The organism is Paraburkholderia sp. CNPSo 3281, assembly GCF_024206515.1.
GTDB lineage: Bacteria > Pseudomonadota > Gammaproteobacteria > Burkholderiales > Burkholderiaceae > Paraburkholderia > Paraburkholderia nodosa.
In genome coordinates this window covers 62,090-78,350 of record NZ_JAMBPS010000022.1, presented here as the reverse complement: position 1 = coordinate 78,350, position 16,261 = coordinate 62,090, and the positions used below count along the sequence as shown (strand labels likewise).

The 16,261-nt window shown below is 62.7% G+C and carries 15 protein-coding genes; 1 reads left to right on the top strand and 14 read right to left on the bottom strand.

Annotation, left to right across the window (positions count from 1 at the left end):
* Nucleotides 1-341 precede the first annotated feature (341 nt).
* Nucleotides 342-1,433: a uroporphyrinogen decarboxylase gene (hemE, locus tag M3I56_RS21610; protein WP_254355737.1), complete on the bottom strand. Its 1,092-nt coding sequence runs from the start codon at nucleotides 1,431-1,433 to the stop codon at nucleotides 342-344.
* A 226-nt stretch (nucleotides 1,434-1,659) separates the two neighbouring features.
* Between hemE and M3I56_RS21605 the strand changes: the two genes are divergently transcribed.
* On the top strand, nucleotides 1,660-2,472 hold the full coding sequence (locus M3I56_RS21605; protein WP_254355736.1) for a transporter substrate-binding domain-containing protein: 813 nt from the start codon (nucleotides 1,660-1,662) through the stop codon (nucleotides 2,470-2,472).
* A gap of 744 nt (nucleotides 2,473-3,216) precedes the next feature.
* On the opposite strand, the gene M3I56_RS21600 is transcribed toward M3I56_RS21605, so the two are convergent.
* The 13 genes from M3I56_RS21600 to M3I56_RS21540 all read right to left on the bottom strand — a co-directional run bounded on the left by M3I56_RS21600 (nucleotide 3,217) and on the right by M3I56_RS21540 (nucleotide 16,187).
* On the bottom strand, nucleotides 3,217-4,977 hold the full coding sequence (locus M3I56_RS21600; protein WP_254355735.1) for an AMP-binding protein: 1,761 nt from the start codon (nucleotides 4,975-4,977) through the stop codon (nucleotides 3,217-3,219).
* Between the two features lie 332 nt (nucleotides 4,978-5,309).
* Nucleotides 5,310-5,735: a F0F1 ATP synthase subunit epsilon gene (locus M3I56_RS21595; protein ID WP_028203314.1), complete on the bottom strand. Its 426-nt coding sequence runs from the start codon at nucleotides 5,733-5,735 to the stop codon at nucleotides 5,310-5,312.
* A 133-nt stretch (nucleotides 5,736-5,868) separates the two neighbouring features.
* Entirely contained in the window at nucleotides 5,869-7,263 is a 1,395-nt protein-coding gene (atpD, locus tag M3I56_RS21590) for a F0F1 ATP synthase subunit beta (RefSeq protein ID WP_254355734.1), read from the bottom strand.
* A gap of 79 nt (nucleotides 7,264-7,342) precedes the next feature.
* Entirely contained in the window at nucleotides 7,343-8,224 is an 882-nt protein-coding gene (gene atpG / locus M3I56_RS21585; protein ID WP_028203312.1) for a F0F1 ATP synthase subunit gamma, read from the bottom strand.
* An 87-nt stretch (nucleotides 8,225-8,311) separates the two neighbouring features.
* On the bottom strand, nucleotides 8,312-9,853 hold the full coding sequence (gene atpA, locus M3I56_RS21580; RefSeq protein WP_028203311.1) for a F0F1 ATP synthase subunit alpha: 1,542 nt from the start codon (nucleotides 9,851-9,853) through the stop codon (nucleotides 8,312-8,314).
* A gap of 67 nt (nucleotides 9,854-9,920) precedes the next feature.
* A complete protein-coding gene (locus M3I56_RS21575; RefSeq protein ID WP_254355733.1) occupies nucleotides 9,921-10,460 on the bottom strand; it encodes a F0F1 ATP synthase subunit delta in 540 nt (179 codons plus the stop codon).
* A gap of 2 nt (nucleotides 10,461-10,462) precedes the next feature.
* A complete protein-coding gene (locus M3I56_RS21570) occupies nucleotides 10,463-10,933 on the bottom strand; it encodes a F0F1 ATP synthase subunit B (RefSeq protein WP_028203309.1) in 471 nt (156 codons plus the stop codon).
* 139 nt (nucleotides 10,934-11,072) lie between these two features.
* Entirely contained in the window at nucleotides 11,073-11,342 is a 270-nt protein-coding gene (gene atpE / locus M3I56_RS21565) for a F0F1 ATP synthase subunit C (protein ID WP_028203308.1), read from the bottom strand.
* Between the two features lie 66 nt (nucleotides 11,343-11,408).
* Nucleotides 11,409-12,260: a F0F1 ATP synthase subunit A gene (gene atpB, locus M3I56_RS21560; RefSeq protein ID WP_035512639.1), complete on the bottom strand. Its 852-nt coding sequence runs from the start codon at nucleotides 12,258-12,260 to the stop codon at nucleotides 11,409-11,411.
* A 171-nt stretch (nucleotides 12,261-12,431) separates the two neighbouring features.
* A complete protein-coding gene (locus M3I56_RS21555; protein ID WP_254355732.1) occupies nucleotides 12,432-13,013 on the bottom strand; it encodes an ATP synthase subunit I in 582 nt (193 codons plus the stop codon).
* A gap of 296 nt (nucleotides 13,014-13,309) precedes the next feature.
* Complete coding sequence (locus M3I56_RS21550; RefSeq protein ID WP_375541767.1) at nucleotides 13,310-14,458, bottom strand: SLC13 family permease; 1,149 nt, start codon at nucleotides 14,456-14,458, stop codon at nucleotides 13,310-13,312.
* Nucleotides 14,459-14,510: 52 nt separating this feature from the next.
* Complete coding sequence (locus M3I56_RS21545) at nucleotides 14,511-15,398, bottom strand: ParB/RepB/Spo0J family partition protein (protein ID WP_028203304.1); 888 nt, start codon at nucleotides 15,396-15,398, stop codon at nucleotides 14,511-14,513.
* A gap of 18 nt (nucleotides 15,399-15,416) precedes the next feature.
* Nucleotides 15,417-16,187 carry a ParA family protein gene (locus M3I56_RS21540; protein WP_254355731.1) on the bottom strand — a complete coding sequence of 257 codons (771 nt, stop codon included), beginning with the start codon at nucleotides 16,185-16,187 and terminating at the stop codon, nucleotides 15,417-15,419.
* Nucleotides 16,188-16,261 lie beyond the last annotated feature (74 nt).

The following is a 16,261-nucleotide window of genomic DNA, read 5'->3' as shown; positions in this document are numbered from 1 at the left end:
AGTTTTGGATTCCGCAGAACAATCGCGCCCCCGAATCTGCGCCTGTGGATAACTTTGTTGAGAACTTCTCGAGCGCTGCCTGCGTGCGCCCGCGCGTGGTCGTTATGTGGGATACCGCACAGAGCGCCGTGGAGCGCCGAAAGCCTTGTCTGTCAAGGGTCTGATTGATTCTGCTCAGACCTAAGCGGGCGCCTGCGACAACCTTTCCCTCTTGCGCGCCGCAACGAGGCAAGTGTGTATAAGTCAAGTCTTGACAGGACCGCGATGGCGTCTGGATGGCCTCTTGAGCCCGGTCATACCCTGACGCCCGGAGCCCAGCTTGCTGCGACGCACCAAAAAAGTCACGCACCGGTCGCGCGAAGCGCGCGGCTGTGACGATGCACTTCGTCCACGAGTTCGGCCACGCTTTCGGGCGGGCTGAACTGCGAAATGCCGTGGCCGAGGTTGAACACGTGACCCGGGTGCGCGCCAAAGCTGTCCAGTACCGCGCGCGCCTGCTCGCGAATCGCGGCCGGCGAAGCGAACAGCACCGTGGGGTCGAGATTGCCCTGGAGCGCCACGCGGTCGCCCACGCGCTCGCGCGCGCGGCCAAGGTTGACGGTCCAGTCGAGGCCAACGGCGTCCACGCCCGTATTGGCGATTTCGTCGAGCCAGAGGCCGCCGCCCTTCGTGAACGTGATCACGGGCACGCGCTCGCCATCGTGCTCGCGCTTGAGCTGCGCCACCACCTGCGCGATGTACGCGAGCGAGAAGCGCTGATACGCGCCGTCCGCGAGCGCGCCGCCCCAGGTGTCGAAAATCATCACGGCCTGCGCACCGGCTTCGATCTGCGCGTTCAGATAGGCCGCCACTGCCTGCGCGTTGACTTCGAGAATGCGCTGCATGAGGTCCGGGCGCGCGTACAGCATCGACTTCACGGTGCGGAAGTCGTCCGAGCCGCCGCCCTCGACCATGTAGCAGGCAAGCGTCCACGGGCTGCCCGAAAAGCCGATCAGCGGCACGCGCTGGCGCCCTTCTGCATTGGTGAGCGCGCGGCGAATTTCGCGCACGGCGTCGGTCACGTAGCCGAGCGTCGCGTCGATATCCGGCACGGCGAGTCGCGCCACGTCTTCTTCAGTGCGCACGGGGTGCGCGAACTTCGGCCCTTCGCCCGCCTGGAACGAGAGGCCGAGGCCCATCGCGTCCGGAATCGTGAGGATGTCGGAGAACAGGATCGCGGCGTCGAGCGGATAGCGCTCGAGCGGCTGCAGCGTGACCTCGGTCGCGTAATCGGGATTCTTCGCGAGGCCGAGGAAGCTGCCAGCGCGGCTGCGCGTGGCGTTGTACTCGGGCAGATAGCGGCCTGCCTGGCGCATCAGCCAGATCGGCGTGTACTCGGTCGGCTGGCGCAGCAGCGCGCGCAGGAAGGTGTCGTTCAGGAGAGTGTGGGCCACGTGCTGGATGCGCGAAGTCGCGCCAAGGTTCGGAAGCAAGCGGCCATTTTACCGGAGCGTGCGCCGCGCCATGCCGCTGATGGGTGGGATCAAACAGTGCAACGACACTGAAGTATAGGTCGTTGCCTACCCAGGTAAGTCCGCGCTTATCTGCCGCGTACGCGAGGACTATCATCAGACGGCTTTCCAAAACATTACATCAATCAAAACCAGATCTGGAGACACGATGAAAAAAGCCGTCCTCGGCCTGACGATCGTGAGCGCCGCTTTGCTGAGCGCGTGCGCCACGAGCCAGTCCGCCGGCACACCCGCCAACGGTGCGCAGGCCGCCACCGCCCCTTCGCGCCTCGACGAAATCATCGCGCGCGGCACGCTGCGCGCCTGCACGACCGGCGACTACAAGCCCTACTCCTTCTACCGGCAGGACGGCACGTTCGAAGGCATCGACATCGACATGACCCAGTCGCTTGCGAAGTCGCTGGGCGTGAACGCCGAGTTCGTGAAGACGTCGTGGTCGAACCTCATGAACGACTTCCTCGCGAAATGCGACGTTGCGGTGGGCGGTGTCTCCACGACACTCGAACGCCAGAAGCGCGCGTTCTTTACCGGGGCTTATCAGGTCGACGGCAAGACGCCGATCGTGCGATGTGAAGACGTCAAGAAGTACCAGACTGTTGCGCAGATCAACCAGCCTTCGGTGCGCGTGATCATGAATCCGGGCGGCACGAACGAGCGCTTCGCGAAGCAATTCTTGCCGCACGCGAATCTCATCATGTATCCGGACAACGTGACGATCTTCAAACAGATCCTCGCGGGCAAAGCCGACGTGATGGTGACCGACGCCTCCGAGACCATGCTGCAGCAGAAGCTCAACCCGGGCCTGTGCTCGGTGCATCCCGACAAGCCCTTTCAATACGGCGAGAAAGCGTGGATGGTGCCGCGCGGCGACGTGGTGTTCCAGCAGTATGTCGATCAGTGGCTGCACCTTGCGCGCGCGAGCGGCGAATATCAGGCAATCTCCGACAAGTGGCTGAAGTGAGGTGTTGAATCGCGCCGCATTGTTATGGCCCTTCGAATTGCTACGATGAGTTGCAGAAGATGGGATGACAGGCGGCGGGCAAAGTTTGCATTTCGCGCACGAGCGCAATGTCGACGCATTGCGCATGTGCGCAGCCGGTAATTCTGTACGGTGCGCGTCGTGCGTAAAAGGCCCATACCGTGGGCCTTCCTTCATGCAATTCGAATCCTCGTGCCCGAGTTGCCGTCAAGGCTGTCAAACAGCCGCGAAAAATAGCGGTAAAAATGACTTGCGCGAAACGCTCAGGATGGCAAAAAGCGCCGCAGAGCCTTATCTGACGGGCGTTACAACCTGAAACACTTTGTTACCGCGAACCTATCTTAATTCGCCCACAATGCCTTCAACGGTTTCAACACGGATGTGGCGCGGTGCCAGTGTGAGCGGACACAAAACACCGGCCGGTCGGCCCTACGCCGAAGCCCTCTCGAGGGGCATCCTTGTTGGAGCCGTGACCGGCGTCGAAGACGTTTCATGACCCGGCTCCTCCTTTGGTCTCCTCGCGCTAACCCCGTAGCGTGTGGTTTTTAGCGGGCTCCAGGCCCGCTTTTTTTTCGCCTGTACGTTTCGTTATTCAACAGGCATCGTTCGACTCCCACTCCCTCCAGCGCCAGCTAATCGTTCGGTTTCCAGACTATTTTTTGCGCGCCCTGAAAAGCTGCCGCGGCGCCATGCATCGCCCGCCGCGGCATGGCATCGAACCACGTATCAAGCCGTCTTCTGCTCGCTGATCTTGAGTTCATCGATCATGCGCGCGCGCATCACGAACTTCTGCACTTTGCCCGTCACGGTCATCGGCAGTTCGTCGACGAAGCGGATGTACTTCGGGATCTTGTAGTGCGCAATCTGCCCCTGGCAGAACGCCTGAATCTCCTCCGCCGTTGCCGCTTCGCCCGGACGCAGCACGATCCACGCACACACTTCCTCGCCGTACTTCGCATCGGGCACGCCGAACACCTGCGCGGACTGCACCTTCGGATGGCGGAACAGAAACTCCTCGATCTCTCGCGGATAGATGTTCTCGCCGCCGCGGATGAGCATGTCCTTGAGGCGACCAACGATGTTGCAGTAGCCTTCGGCGTCGATCGTCGCGAGATCGCCCGTATGCATCCAGCCATCGACGATCGACTCGGCCGTCTTCTCCGCGTCGCCCCAGTAGCCCTGCATCACCGAATAGCCCTTCGTGCACAGCTCGCCCGTTTCGCCCACCGGCACAGTATTGCCGAGCGCGTCGACGATCTTCACTTCGAGATGCGGCTGAATGCGGCCCACCGTGGTCGTGCGCTTGTCGAGCGGGTCGGTGGTTGAACTCTGGAATGACACCGGGCTCGTTTCCGTCATGCCGTAGGCGATCGTGATTTCGGCGAGATGCATCTTCGAGACCACGCGCTTCATCGTCTCGATCGGGCACGGCGAGCCGGCCATGATGCCCGTGCGTAGCTTCGAAAGATCGAAGCGCGCGAACTCCGGATGATCGAGTTCCGCGATAAACATCGTGGGCACGCCGTGCAATGCCGTGCAGCCCTCTTCCGAGACCGCTTCGAGCGTCGCGCGCGGATCGAAAGCCTCGCCCGGGAACACCATGTTCGCGCCAACGGAGACACACGCGAGTACCGCGAGCACCATGCCGAAGCAGTGATAGAGCGGCACCGGAATGCAGAGCGAGTCTTCTTCCGTGAGGCGCATCGCCTGGGCGATGAAACGCCCGTTGTTGAGCACGTTGCGGTGCGTGAGCGTGGCGCCCTTCGGATTGCCGGTCGTGCCGCTCGTGAACTGGATGTTGATGGCCTCGTCGGGCGATAGCGTCGCGTTGATCGCGTCGAGCCACGCCGTGCCGTCGCGGACGATGCGCTCGCGGCCCATCTCCACGAGTTCGCTGAAGCAGAGCATGCCGGGCGTGGCCGTGTCGCACATGCGCACGACCGCGCGAAGTTCGGGCAGGCGCGCAGCCTGCAACTGGCCGGGCGTGGCACTCGCAAGCTCGGGGGCGAGCGTCTGCAGCATCTCCAGATACTTCGAGGTCTTGAAGCTCTCCGCGGAGACGATCGCCTTGCAGGCGACCTTGTTCAGCGCGTATTCGAGTTCGGCGAGACGATAGGCGGGATTGATGTTGACGAGCACCGCGCCGATCCGCGCGGTCGCAAACTGGGTGAGCAGCCATTCGACGCGATTGGGCGACCAGATGCCGACGCGATCCCCCTTGACGATGCCTAGCTCGGCGAAGCCGGCTGCGAGCACGCCCACTTCGGCGGCGAACTCGCGCCAGTTCCAGCGGATACCCTGCTCGCGGAACACCACGGCAGGCCGCTCGGGAAACTGGTTCGCGGTCTCCTGCAGGAACGTGCCGAGGGTCGCGTCGCTGAGCGGCACGTCGGTCGTGCCTCGCACGTAGGAAAGCCCGTCTTTCGGCGCGATGAGCGGCTCATGTACACCGGGCGCGGCGCGCGCGCCTGCTGCGTCGATTGCCATGATGGCTGTCTCCTGGGGAGCGTCACTCCCGCGTTTGAAATGAATTTGAAAACCATTGTGCCACCGGCTTTCCCGGGGGCGGCATCAAGTCTTACCCGCAGGGTCTGGGCCAGCTGCGAACGCATGATTTGGCATTACCTTTCCGTAAACGTCAAGTATGTCAGAGCGTTTTTGTCGACCACCGTGGCCCACGGCATTTATGCCGTGTTTTTCAGCGCGATGCCATTGGGCCGTGCCCGCCCAGCGGCGCGCACATGCAAAAAGGGCTCCCCGGTTGGGGAGCCCTTTTTGCTTCGAACGCGGCGCCACAAGGGCGCGCGTACGAGAACCGATTAGTGCTGGTTCATTTTGCGCAGGCGCTGGATCGCCGCGAGCTGCGCGACCGCGTAGGCCAGCTCGGCCTGGGCGGTGGCGTACTCGAGGTTCGAGCCCGCGTTCTGCAGCGTCTCTTCAGCGCGCTTGCGCGCTTCCGTGGCCTTCGCCTCGTCGAGATCCTTGCCGCGGATCGCGGTGTCGGCGAGCACCGTGACGGCGCCCGGCTGCACTTCGAGAATGCCGCCGGCGACGAACACGAACTCTTCACCGCCGTCTTCCGCCACGATGCGCACGGCGCCCGGACGAATACGCGTGATGAGCGGCGTGTGGCCCGGCAGGATGCCCAGCTCGCCCGCCTCGCCCGGAAGCGCGACGAACTTCGCCTGGCCGTCGAAGATGCTCTCTTCGGCGCTGACGACGTCTACCTTGATGGTTGCTGCCATATATGTCGACTCCTGTGTCGATCGGAGTTGGCGCTTTAGCGCTTACTCCGGTCCCATGCACAGCTTGAGTGGGTTGCGAAGGCGATGCGCCTCACGAATGAAGCGCCGCGCCTTGTTGCCTGCAACTCAACCCTTACTGGATCTTCTTGGCCTTTTCGAAGGCTTCGTCGATCGTGCCGACCATGTAGAACGCCTGCTCCGGCAGATGATCGCATTCGCCGCCAACGATCATCTTGAAGCCGCGGATCGTTTCCTTCAGCGGCACGTACTTGCCCGGCGAGCCCGTGAAGACTTCCGCGACGTGGAACGGCTGCGACAGGAAACGCTGGATCTTGCGTGCGCGGGCGACGGTCAGCTTGTCTTCCGGCGACAGTTCGTCCATGCCCAGAATCGCGATGATGTCGCGCAGTTCCTTGTAGCGCTGCAGCGTTTGCTGCACACCGCGCGTGATCGAGTAGTGCTCTTCGCCGATCACGTTCGGGTCGATCTGGCGCGAGGTCGAGTCGAGCGGGTCGACTGCCGGGTAGATACCCAGCGAGGCGATGTCACGCGACAGCACGACGGTTGCGTCCAGGTGGCCGAAGGTCGTAGCCGGCGACGGGTCGGTCAAGTCGTCCGCAGGGACGTACACGGCCTGAACCGAGGTAATCGAGCCCTTCTTGGTCGACGTGATGCGCTCTTGCAGCTTGCCCATTTCTTCAGCCAGCGTCGGCTGATAGCCCACTGCCGACGGCATACGGCCGAGCAGTGCCGACACTTCCGTGCCAGCCAGCGTGAAACGGTAGATGTTGTCGACGAAGAACAGCACATCGAGGCCTTCGTCACGGAAGTGCTCGGCCATCGTCAGACCGGTCAGCGCGACGCGCAGACGGTTGCCCGGCGGCTCGTTCATCTGGCCGTACACCAGCGCGACCTTGTCGAGAACGTTCGAGTCCTTCATTTCGTGGTAGAAGTCGTTGCCCTCACGGGTACGCTCGCCCACGCCGGCGAACACGGAGAAACCACCGTGTTCCTTGGCGATGTTGTTGATGAGCTCCATCATGTTGACGGTCTTGCCCACGCCGGCGCCACCGAACAGACCCACCTTGCCGCCCTTTGCGAACGGGCAGATCAGGTCGATCACCTTGATGCCGGTTTCGAGCAGTTCGGCCGACGGCGACAGGTCTTCGAACGCCGGTGCCTTCTGGTGAATCGCACGCGTCGTTTCGCTGACGATCGGGCCCGCTTCGTCGATCGGGCGGCCCAGCACGTCCATGATGCGGCCCAGAGTGGGCTTGCCAACCGGCACGCGGATGGGGTTACCCGTGTTCTTCACCACGGTGCCGCGGCGCAGACCGTCCGACGCACCCAAACAGATGGTGCGGACAACGCCGTCGCCCAGCTGCTGCTGCACTTCCAGGGTCAGTTCCGACCCTTCGAGAATCAGCGCGTCGTAGATCTTCGGCATGGTCTCGCGCGGGAATTCCACGTCGATCACCGCGCCGATGCACTGTACGATCTTGCCTTCTACCAAAGCAGTTGTACTCATCGATTTTCCTTTAGATACCTGAATTCTTCACTCGCTCACCGGCATACACCGGCGCGGTTTCGCAATCGGTTCGCGCTTATCAAACGGCTGCTGCACCGCCGACGATTTCCGAAAGTTCCTTCGTAATCGCGGCCTGGCGGCTCTTGTTGTACGAGAGCTGCAGTTCGTTGATGACCGTCTTCGCGTTGTCCGACGCCGCCTTCATCGCCACCATACGGGCCGACTGCTCCGAAGCCATGTTTTCCGCCACGGCCTGATAGACCAGGGCTTCGACATAGCGCACCAGCAGTTCGTCCACGACGGTTTGCGCGTCCGGCTCGTAGATGTAATCCCACGCCGACTTCGGCGTCGTGCCGTCGTCATTCGCTTCGAGACGCTCGGCCGACAGCGGCAGCAGTTGCTCGATCACAGGCTCCTGCTTCATCGTGTTGACGAAGCGCGTGTACGCGAGGTACACGGCGGAAAGCTTGCCTTCCGAGTACTGGTCGAGCTGCACCTTGATCGCGCCGATCAGCTTTTCGAGGTGCGGCGTGTCGCCGAGTTGCACAACGTTCGAGACGACCTTCGCGCGCAGACGGTTCAGGAAACCGAGGCCCTTGCTGCCGATCGCAGTTGCTTCGATCGACGTGCCGGATGCTTCCAGATCCTTGAACTTCTGCAGCGTCGCGCGCAGCACGTTGGTGTTCATCCCGCCGCACAGACCCTTGTCGGTCGTGACGAGAATCACGCCTGCGACCTTCGCACCGGTGTTTTCCACCATGAACGGGTGGCGGTACTCGGGGTTCGCACGGCTCATGTGCGCAGCGATGTCGCGGACCTTGTCGGCATACGGGCGGGCGGCGCGCATGCGCTCCTGGGCACGGCGCATTTTCGACGCCGCGACCATTTCCATCGCCTTGGTGATCTTGCGCGTGTTTTGCACGCTCTTGATCTTGCCGCGAATTTCCTTCATTCCAGCCATTGCTTGCTCCTTGATCGAAGCGAGGCGGGTTTCAACGAACCCCGCGCCGCTTCAATGTCCGTTTATCGTGATTGATTCCCGGACGGATCAGTATGCGCCGGACTTCTTGAAGTCCTTGAGAGCCGCGTGGAGCGCGTTCTCGTCGTCCTTCGACAGGTCCTTCTTGTCCTCGATGCGCGCGACGAGGTCAGCGTGCTTCGACTTCAGGTATTCGCGCAGGCCCTTTTCGAACGGCAGGACGTCCTTGACATCGATGTCGTCGAGGTAGCCGTTGTTCGCCGAGAACAGCGCAACAGCCAGCTCCCACACTTGCAGCGGCTGGTACTGCGGCTGCTTGAGCAGTTCCGTCACGCGGCGGCCGCGCTCGAGCTGCTTGCGGGTCGCTTCGTCGAGGTCCGATGCGAACTGGGCGAATGCAGCCAGTTCACGGTACTGCGCGAGGTCGGTACGGATACCGCCCGACAGCTTCTTCACGACCTTGGTCTGTGCCGCACCACCCACACGCGACACCGAAACGCCGGCGTTGATTGCCGGGCGGATGCCTGCGTTGAAGAGGTCGGTTTCCAGGAAGATCTGGCCGTCGGTAATCGAGATCACGTTCGTCGGAACGAATGCGGTCACGTCGCCGGCTTGCGTTTCGATGATCGGCAGTGCGGTGAGCGAACCCGTCTTGCCCTTCACTTCGCCGTTCGTGAACTTCTCGACGTAGTCGGCCGACACGCGCGCTGCGCGCTCGAGCAGACGCGAGTGCAGATAGAACACGTCGCCGGGGTAAGCTTCACGGCCCGGCGGGCGGCGCAGCAGCAGCGAGATCTGACGGTATGCCCAGGCTTGCTTGGTCAAGTCGTCATAGATGATCAGGGCGTCTTGACCGCGGTCGCGGAAGTATTCGCCCATCGTGCAACCGGCGTACGGCGCGAGGTACTGCAGCGCGGCCGATTCCGAAGCCGAAGCGGCAACGACGATCGTGTATTCGATCGCGCCCGTTTCTTCGAGCTTGCGCAGCACGCTCTGGATCGACGAAGCCTTCTGACCGATGGCGACGTAGATACAGATGAGGTCCTTGCCCTTCTGGTTGATGATCGTGTCGACGGCCACTGCGGTCTTGCCGCACTGACGGTCGCCGATGATCAGCTCACGCTGGCCACGGCCGATCGGCACCATCGAGTCGATCGACTTCAGACCCGTTTGCACCGGCTGCGACACGCCTTCACGCCAGATCACGCCCGGAGCGATCTTTTCGATCGCGTCGGTCATCTTGGCGTTGACCGGGCCCTTGCCGTCGATCGGGTTGCCGAGCGGATCGACCACGCGGCCGATCAGTTCGGGGCCAACCGGCACTTCGAGAATGCGGCCCGTCGTCTTGACGATGTCGCCTTCCGAGATGTGCTCGTACTCGCCCAGAATCACCGCGCCGACCGAGTCGCGCTCGAGGTTCAGCGCGAGGCCGAAGGTGTTGCCCGGGAATTCGAGCATTTCGCCCTGCATCACGTCCGACAGGCCGTGGATACGCACGATACCGTCGGTCACGGAGATCACGGTGCCCTGGTTGCGAACGTCTGCGCTCGCTTCAAGGCCCTGGATCCGGCTCTTGATCAGCTCGCTGATCTCAGAGGGATTGAGTTGCATTATTCGCTCCTGATGTTCAATTCTGTTGCGTGCCAGCCGCCGCGCCCGATTTTTGGAATCGAGGCGCTCAGGCGGTCAACGCCGCCTGCATGCCGGCGAGCCGCGCGCGGACCGAGGTATCGAGCACTTCGTCGCCGACCGTGACGCGCACGCCGCCGATCAGCGAGTTGTCGATCTCGACGGTCGGCTTCAGCTTGCATTTGAACTTGCGTTCGAGGCTGCCGACGAGGTCGTTCAACTGGGCGCCTTCGAGCGGGAACGCGCTGACGATCACTGCGTCAGCAGCACCTGCCTTGGCGTTCTTGAGCGCTTCGAACTGCGTCTGGATTTCCGGCAGCAGTGCCAGGCGATGATTCTCGATCAGCATCTGCACGAGGTTCTTCACCTCGGCCGATTCCTTGACCGGCGACTTCACCGCCGCGAGCAGCAGCTCGGCGACCTGGGCATGGCTTACCTTCGGGCTCGTCGCGACCGACTGCACCTCGGGCAAGGCCGCAACCTGTGCCAGCTCCGAAACGAGCGTGGACCAGGCGGCGGTGTCACCAGCTTCGGCCACGCCAAACAATGCTTCTGCGTACGGGCGGGCGATGGTTGCAAGTTCGGCCATGATCAGAGCTCGGCTTTCAGTTGATTCAGCAGTTCGGCGTGGGCCGACTGATCGACTTCGCGCTTCAGGATCTGCTCGGCGCCTTGCACGGCGAGGGCGGCGACTTCAGCGCGCAGTACTTCGCGTGCCTTGACGACCTGCTGGTCGGCGTCGGCCTTCGCCTGGGCGATGATGCGTGCCGCTTCGGCGTGAGCCTGGGCCTTGATTTCCTCTGCGACGGCCAGCGCGCGCTTTTCAGCGTCGGCGATACGGCTTTGACCCTCGTTACGGGCGGTAGCGAGCTCTTCGCCGACGCGCTTGTGCGCCGCTTCGAGTTCCGCCTTGCCCTTTTCCGCAGCGGCGAGGCCGTCTGCGATCTTCTTCGAGCGCTCGTCGAGGGCGTTGATCAACGGCGGCCACACGAACTTCATCGTGAACCACGCGAGGATCAGGAACACGACCATTTGCGCAAACAGGGTTGCGTTGAGATTCACGGTGTTTCCTTAATCGTTGCTATTCCGGGGAATTGAAACGGCAAGGCGCTCATCGGTTGTGAACTCGATCAGCGCCTCGTCTCCCGTTCCGCCATGCGCCCACTACCCGTTATAGGTCAGGCGCAACCTTCCAGGGAACTTAGCCCGCGAGCTTCGAGAGCAGCGGGTTAGCGAACGCGAACAGCATTGCAACACCAACGCCAATCAGGAACGCCGCATCGATCAGACCAGCCAGCAGGAACATCTTCGTCTGCAGCGGGTTCATCAGTTCAGGCTGACGTGCGCACGCTTCGATGTACTTGCCGCCCATCAGGCCGATACCGATACAGGCGCCGATTGCACCCAGGCCGATGATGATGCCGATACCGATGGCCGTGAAACCCTGGATGTTGGCGATGAAAGCTTGCATGATCACTCCTTATTGAGATTTTCTGGAACTGGGGATTTAAAACTGCAAATCTGGTTTGACGAGCACTTAGTGCTTGTCGTGTGCCTGGCCGATGTACACCAGCGTCAGCATCATGAAAATGAACGCCTGCAGCAGAACGATCAGGATGTGGAAGACCGCCCAGACGCTGCCCGCAATCACGTGGCCGATGAAGCCAAGCACCGTCGTGTCCGCGCCGAAGCTCCACAGACCGCCCAGCAGCGCGATCAGCAGGAACAGCAGCTCGCCTGCATACATGTTGCCGAACAACCGCAGGGCGAGCGAAACCGTCTTGGCGACGAACTCGATGATGTTCAGTGCAAGGTTCGGGATCCACAGCAGCGGATGCGCGCCGAACGGGGCCGAGAGCAGCTCGTGTGCGAAGCCGCCAGGACCCTTGATCTTGAGGTTGTAGTAAATCATGAGCACGAACACGCCGAGCGCGATGCCGAACGTGCCGTTGAGGTCGGCGGTCGGAACGATGCGCTGGTGCGGCAGTGCTTCGGACAGACCCAGCCAGCCGATCACGCGGCCCGGCAGGTCAACCGGAATGAAGTCGAGCGAGTTCATGAGCGCGACCCAGATGAACACGGTCAGCGCGAGCGGTGCGATGAATGCGCGGTTGCCATGGACGATGGACTTGGACTGGTCCTCGACCATCTCGACCAGCATTTCGATGGCGCACTGGAAGCGGCCCGGTACGCCCGGGGTCGCCTTGCGCGCGGCGAGGCGCAGGATGAAGATAGTCACGACGCCGCACAGGATCGACCAGAACAACGTGTCGATGTTCCAGACGCTGAAGTCGACGATCGACGTCTGGTGCGAGGTCGCAAAGTTCTGCAAGTGGTGAGCAATGTACTCGGACGGACCCGGTGCGCTCGTTCCTTCGCTAGCTGCCATATCGTTAAAGCCACCCAAATTGTCGAAAATCGTTTTCGGCCGCTCCCGCCGCAATACTGTATTGCGGGAACGCACCGCCGTGGATCGCGTCTTACCTGCTTCGCATCGGCCAGCTAACTTCCACCGTCATCGCTTCGACGCCCTGACTTGAGGCGGCGCGATGTGGGTGGGTCAGCGCCACGCGAGCGCGATCCAGTATGTCTTTAGTGCGATCAGGTACGTGACGAGCAAGGGAATCCACTGCACGTCGTGATACCAGAACGCGATGGCGACGAACATCGCAATCGTCGCCCCCATCTTGAAGGCTTCACCGAGCATCCAGTTAAACACGGTGCCGGCACGACTCAACTGCTTCAGGCGCGCTGCGAACAGCGCACCGGGAAACCAGCAGATCGCTCCGCCCAGGAACGCCGACAACGCAGCACTGCCCGGCGGCTTATAAAACAGCCACCACGCCAACGTTGCAACCAGGGACAAAACCACTTGCGCCGCGACGACACGAAACGGCGTGACGCGCGATGGGCGACTCACCTGCGCGCCGAAGATCTGCTCGGCTTCGGCCCGAGTGAGCGGAACGATGTCGTTGTTATCTTGCTGGCTGGCGTCCAGCTCATCCCAGCGCGCGTTGTGATCAACGTGTCCGGAATTTCTTGCCGCTGCATCCTGCCCCCGGCGGGATGCTCCGACTTCGCCCGGCGGTACATCGGGCCCCTCATGCGCCTGCGGCGCTTCATCTGGCCTCTGACCCACCATCGCTTGATTCCGGAAATTCGCCTCGCACGCGTTTTATTACAGCGCACTTACAGCATCGCCAACCAAATAAATCCGGGCGATTGTAAGCGATAGTTGCAGGCAATTCAAGACTTTAGGCCCTTCAATAACACCTGTGAAATGCGACTCCATGATGCGGGAAACGCGGCGCCGCGAAGGTGTGACCGGTAACTGTAAGGGACGAAGCAAGGAAGAATGGATCGTCAGGAGGACCAGGTAAATATGAGGTCATCTGGCGCGTAATCGGGCTACGCGCCAGGATACGGGGACGGGTGGCGTCAGAACAGATGCAGCAGCAGCGCGCCGCCCAAAAAGGCCACGATCCAGAACGGCACGGCGATCAGGTGAAACAGCAGCCAGACGCCGCGCTGGCCGGATAGACGCACGGCGATGAGATTCGCCAGCGAGCCGATGGCGACCCCGAAGCCCCCCACGCTCACGCCGAACGCGAGCGCACGCCAGTCGTGTGTGAAGCCCGCAAGCACAATGGCGGCCGGAACATTGCTAATGATCTGCGACAGCACCGCGCCTGCGGCAAAAGCGCGCATCGGCGTTTGCAGCGACAGCGACGTCAGCGCGTGATGAATGGCGGGCAGCGCGGCCACGCTGCGCAGGACGATGAACATCAGCACGAAGATCAGCAGCAGCAGCCAGTCGATCTTCAGCACGATGCGAATGCGCCAGACCACAAAGCCCGCGGCGACCGCGGCCAGCGCGACGCCTGCGTGGTGTGCATCGGCGAGCAGCACGAACGCGACGAAGAGCAAGGCCGCCACGCTCGCCAGTGCGCGATCGACGCGCTGCGGCGCGGCGTCTTTCGAGAGATCGAGCGGTGTGGCCTTGAAAAGAAACGCGGCGATCACGACAAGCATCGCCATAAGAAACGCGCAAAGCGGAGCGAGCCCCACGACGAAACGTCCGAACGACACCCCGCTCGCCTGCCAGAGAAACAGGTTCTGTGGGTTGCCGAGCGGCGTGAGCACCGAGCCTGCATTCACGGCAAGCGCGATGACGATCACGAGGCGCTTGAGCGGCAGCGGCGTGAGCTTGTGGAGCGACAGCACGAGCGGCACCACGACAAAAAGCGCCACATCGTTGGTCACGATCATCGCCAGCACCGCGGCCAGCGCGACGAGCAGCAGCGCGAGCCCGCGCTCCGAGTGAATGTGGTGGACGAGCTTGTGCGCGAGCCAGGTCAGCAGTCCTGAATATTCGATACCCTTCGTCAGAATGAGCAGGCCCGCGAGGGTCATCACCGTTTGCCAGTCGACCAGTGCGGGCAGCGAGGCGATAGGAGGAGGCGCGTAGATCTGCAACGCCACGAACGCCACGACGAGAATTGCGAGCACCGGCTCCGAAACGGCAAATGCGCCGATGCGGCGCAGCAGGTTCAAGGGCTCACGCGCGCCCTGTTCCGATTCGCGCACCGGCTTTATGCGCCGGCGCGCGCGTTAGCCGCGGCGGCCCGCATCAGGCCCATCACGCCGCCGTTTCGCCGCGCAGACGCAGCAGGATGCCGTCGAGCGCGTCGAGGTCGCCGAAGTCGACCGTGAGCTGACCTCGCCCGCGTCGGCCGAGCTTGATCTTCACCGATGCGGCGAGCAGGTCCGACAGCTCCTCCTCGAGGCGACGCGTGTCGCGCCCGCCGTCGTGCGCGGCCTTCGCCTTCACTGCCGGTGCGGCCTTCGTCGTGGCCGAAACGAGCTTCTCCGTTTCACGCACCGACATCCGCTTGTTGACCACCTGGTTCGCCAGCGTGATCTGCGTGGCGGCGTCCACGGCGAGCAGCGCACGGGCGTGGCCCATGTCGAGATCGCCGGCCAGCAGCATGGTCTGCACGGGCGCTGCGAGGTTGAGCAGACGCAGCAGGTTCGACACCGCGCTGCGCGAGCGTCCCACGGATTCGGCCGCCTGCTCGTGCGTGAAGCTGAACTCGTCGAGCAGGCGCTGGATGCCCTGCGCCTCTTCCAGCGGATTCAGGTCCTCGCGCTGGATGTTCTCGATCAGCGCCATCGCGGCGGCGGCCTGGTCGGGCACGTCCTTCACGAGCACCGGCACTTCGGTCAGGCCGGCGATGTGCGCCGCACGGAAGCGTCGCTCCCCCGCGATGATTTCGTAGCGCCCCGTCGCAATCGGGCGCACGAGAATCGGCTGCATCAGACCCTGTGCGCGAATGCTCGCGGCCAGCTCCTGGAGCGCGCCCTCGTCCATGCGCGTGCGCGGCTGGTACTTGCCCGCCTGCATCTGCGTGAGCGGCAGCGAGTTAGGCGCGCCGTCGATCTTCACCGCCTCGGTGATGTCCGCGCTGCCGCCAAGCAATGCTTCCAGGCCCCGGCCTAGCCCCTTCTTCCGTGCAACTGCATTCATCGTGCTTCCCCAGTCTCGTCAGAGTGCGCGCACGCGCTCGATCATTTCCGCGCCGAACTGCACGTAGGCCTGTGCGCCGCGCGAGGCGCGATCGAATACCACACCCGGCAAGCCGTAGCTGGGTGCTTCAGCAAGCCGGACGTTGCGCGGGATCACGGCGTCGAAGACCTTGTCGCCGAAGTGCTCCTTCAACTGCTCGGAAACCTGCTGCTGCAGGGTGATGCGCGGGTCGAACATCACGCGCAGAAGGCCGATCACCTTCAGGTCGCGATTCATGTTCGCGTGGACCTGCTTGATCGTATTGATGAGATCCGAAAGGCCTTCGAGCGCGAAGTATTCGCACTGCATCGGGATCACCACGCCATGGGCGGCGCACAAGCCGTTGAGCGTGAGCAGCGAAAGCGCCGGCGGGCAGTCGATGAGTACGAAGTCGTACTCGGCGTCGACTTCGGCGAGCGCGGCCTTCAGACGCCGCTCGCGCTGCTCGACCGTCACCAGTTCGACCTCGGCGCCAGCCAGCTCGCGGTTGGCCGGCAGCACGTCGTAGCCGACCTGTTCCGGCCGCGTGCGCGCGGCGTTCACCGTGACACCGTCGACGAGCACCTCGTACACCGTGTTCTCGCACGCGGCCTTGTCGATGCCGCTGCCCATCGTTGCGTTGCCCTGCGGGTCGAGGTCGATGAGAAGGACACGTTGTCCCTGCGATGCGAGGCTCGCGGCGAGATTGACCGTTGTCGTCGTCTTGCCGACGCCGCCCTTCTGGTTCGCAACGCAGAAGATTTTTGCCATCTTTCGTGTGTCCCTTTTACTACCTTAAGTAGTTTGCTTACGTTATGACGCGACTGCCTCGCACACCATTCGGC

Bases quoted from the DNA above. Each gene is read 5' to 3' on its own strand.
- M3I56_RS21605 (WP_254355736.1), top strand. From the start codon at position 1,660: ATGAAAAAAGCCGTCCTCGGCCTGACGATCGTGAGCGCCGCTTTGCTG.
- M3I56_RS21600 (WP_254355735.1), bottom strand. From the start codon at position 4,977: ATGGCAATCGACGCAGCAGGCGCGCGCGCCGCGCCCGGTGTACATGAG.
- M3I56_RS21595 (WP_028203314.1), bottom strand. From the start codon at position 5,735: ATGGCAGCAACCATCAAGGTAGACGTCGTCAGCGCCGAAGAGAGCATC.
- atpD (WP_254355734.1), bottom strand. From the start codon at position 7,263: ATGAGTACAACTGCTTTGGTAGAAGGCAAGATCGTACAGTGCATCGGC.
- atpG (WP_028203312.1), bottom strand. From the start codon at position 8,224: ATGGCTGGAATGAAGGAAATTCGCGGCAAGATCAAGAGCGTGCAAAAC.
- atpA (WP_028203311.1), bottom strand. From the start codon at position 9,853: ATGCAACTCAATCCCTCTGAGATCAGCGAGCTGATCAAGAGCCGGATC.
- M3I56_RS21575 (WP_254355733.1), bottom strand. From the start codon at position 10,460: ATGGCCGAACTTGCAACCATCGCCCGCCCGTACGCAGAAGCATTGTTT.
- atpE (WP_028203308.1), bottom strand. From the start codon at position 11,342: ATGCAAGCTTTCATCGCCAACATCCAGGGTTTCACGGCCATCGGTATC.
- atpB (WP_035512639.1), bottom strand. From the start codon at position 12,260: ATGGCAGCTAGCGAAGGAACGAGCGCACCGGGTCCGTCCGAGTACATT.
- M3I56_RS21555 (WP_254355732.1), bottom strand. From the start codon at position 13,013: ATGGTGGGTCAGAGGCCAGATGAAGCGCCGCAGGCGCATGAGGGGCCC.
- M3I56_RS21545 (WP_028203304.1), bottom strand. From the start codon at position 15,398: ATGAATGCAGTTGCACGGAAGAAGGGGCTAGGCCGGGGCCTGGAAGCA.
- M3I56_RS21540 (WP_254355731.1), bottom strand. From the start codon at position 16,187: ATGGCAAAAATCTTCTGCGTTGCGAACCAGAAGGGCGGCGTCGGCAAG.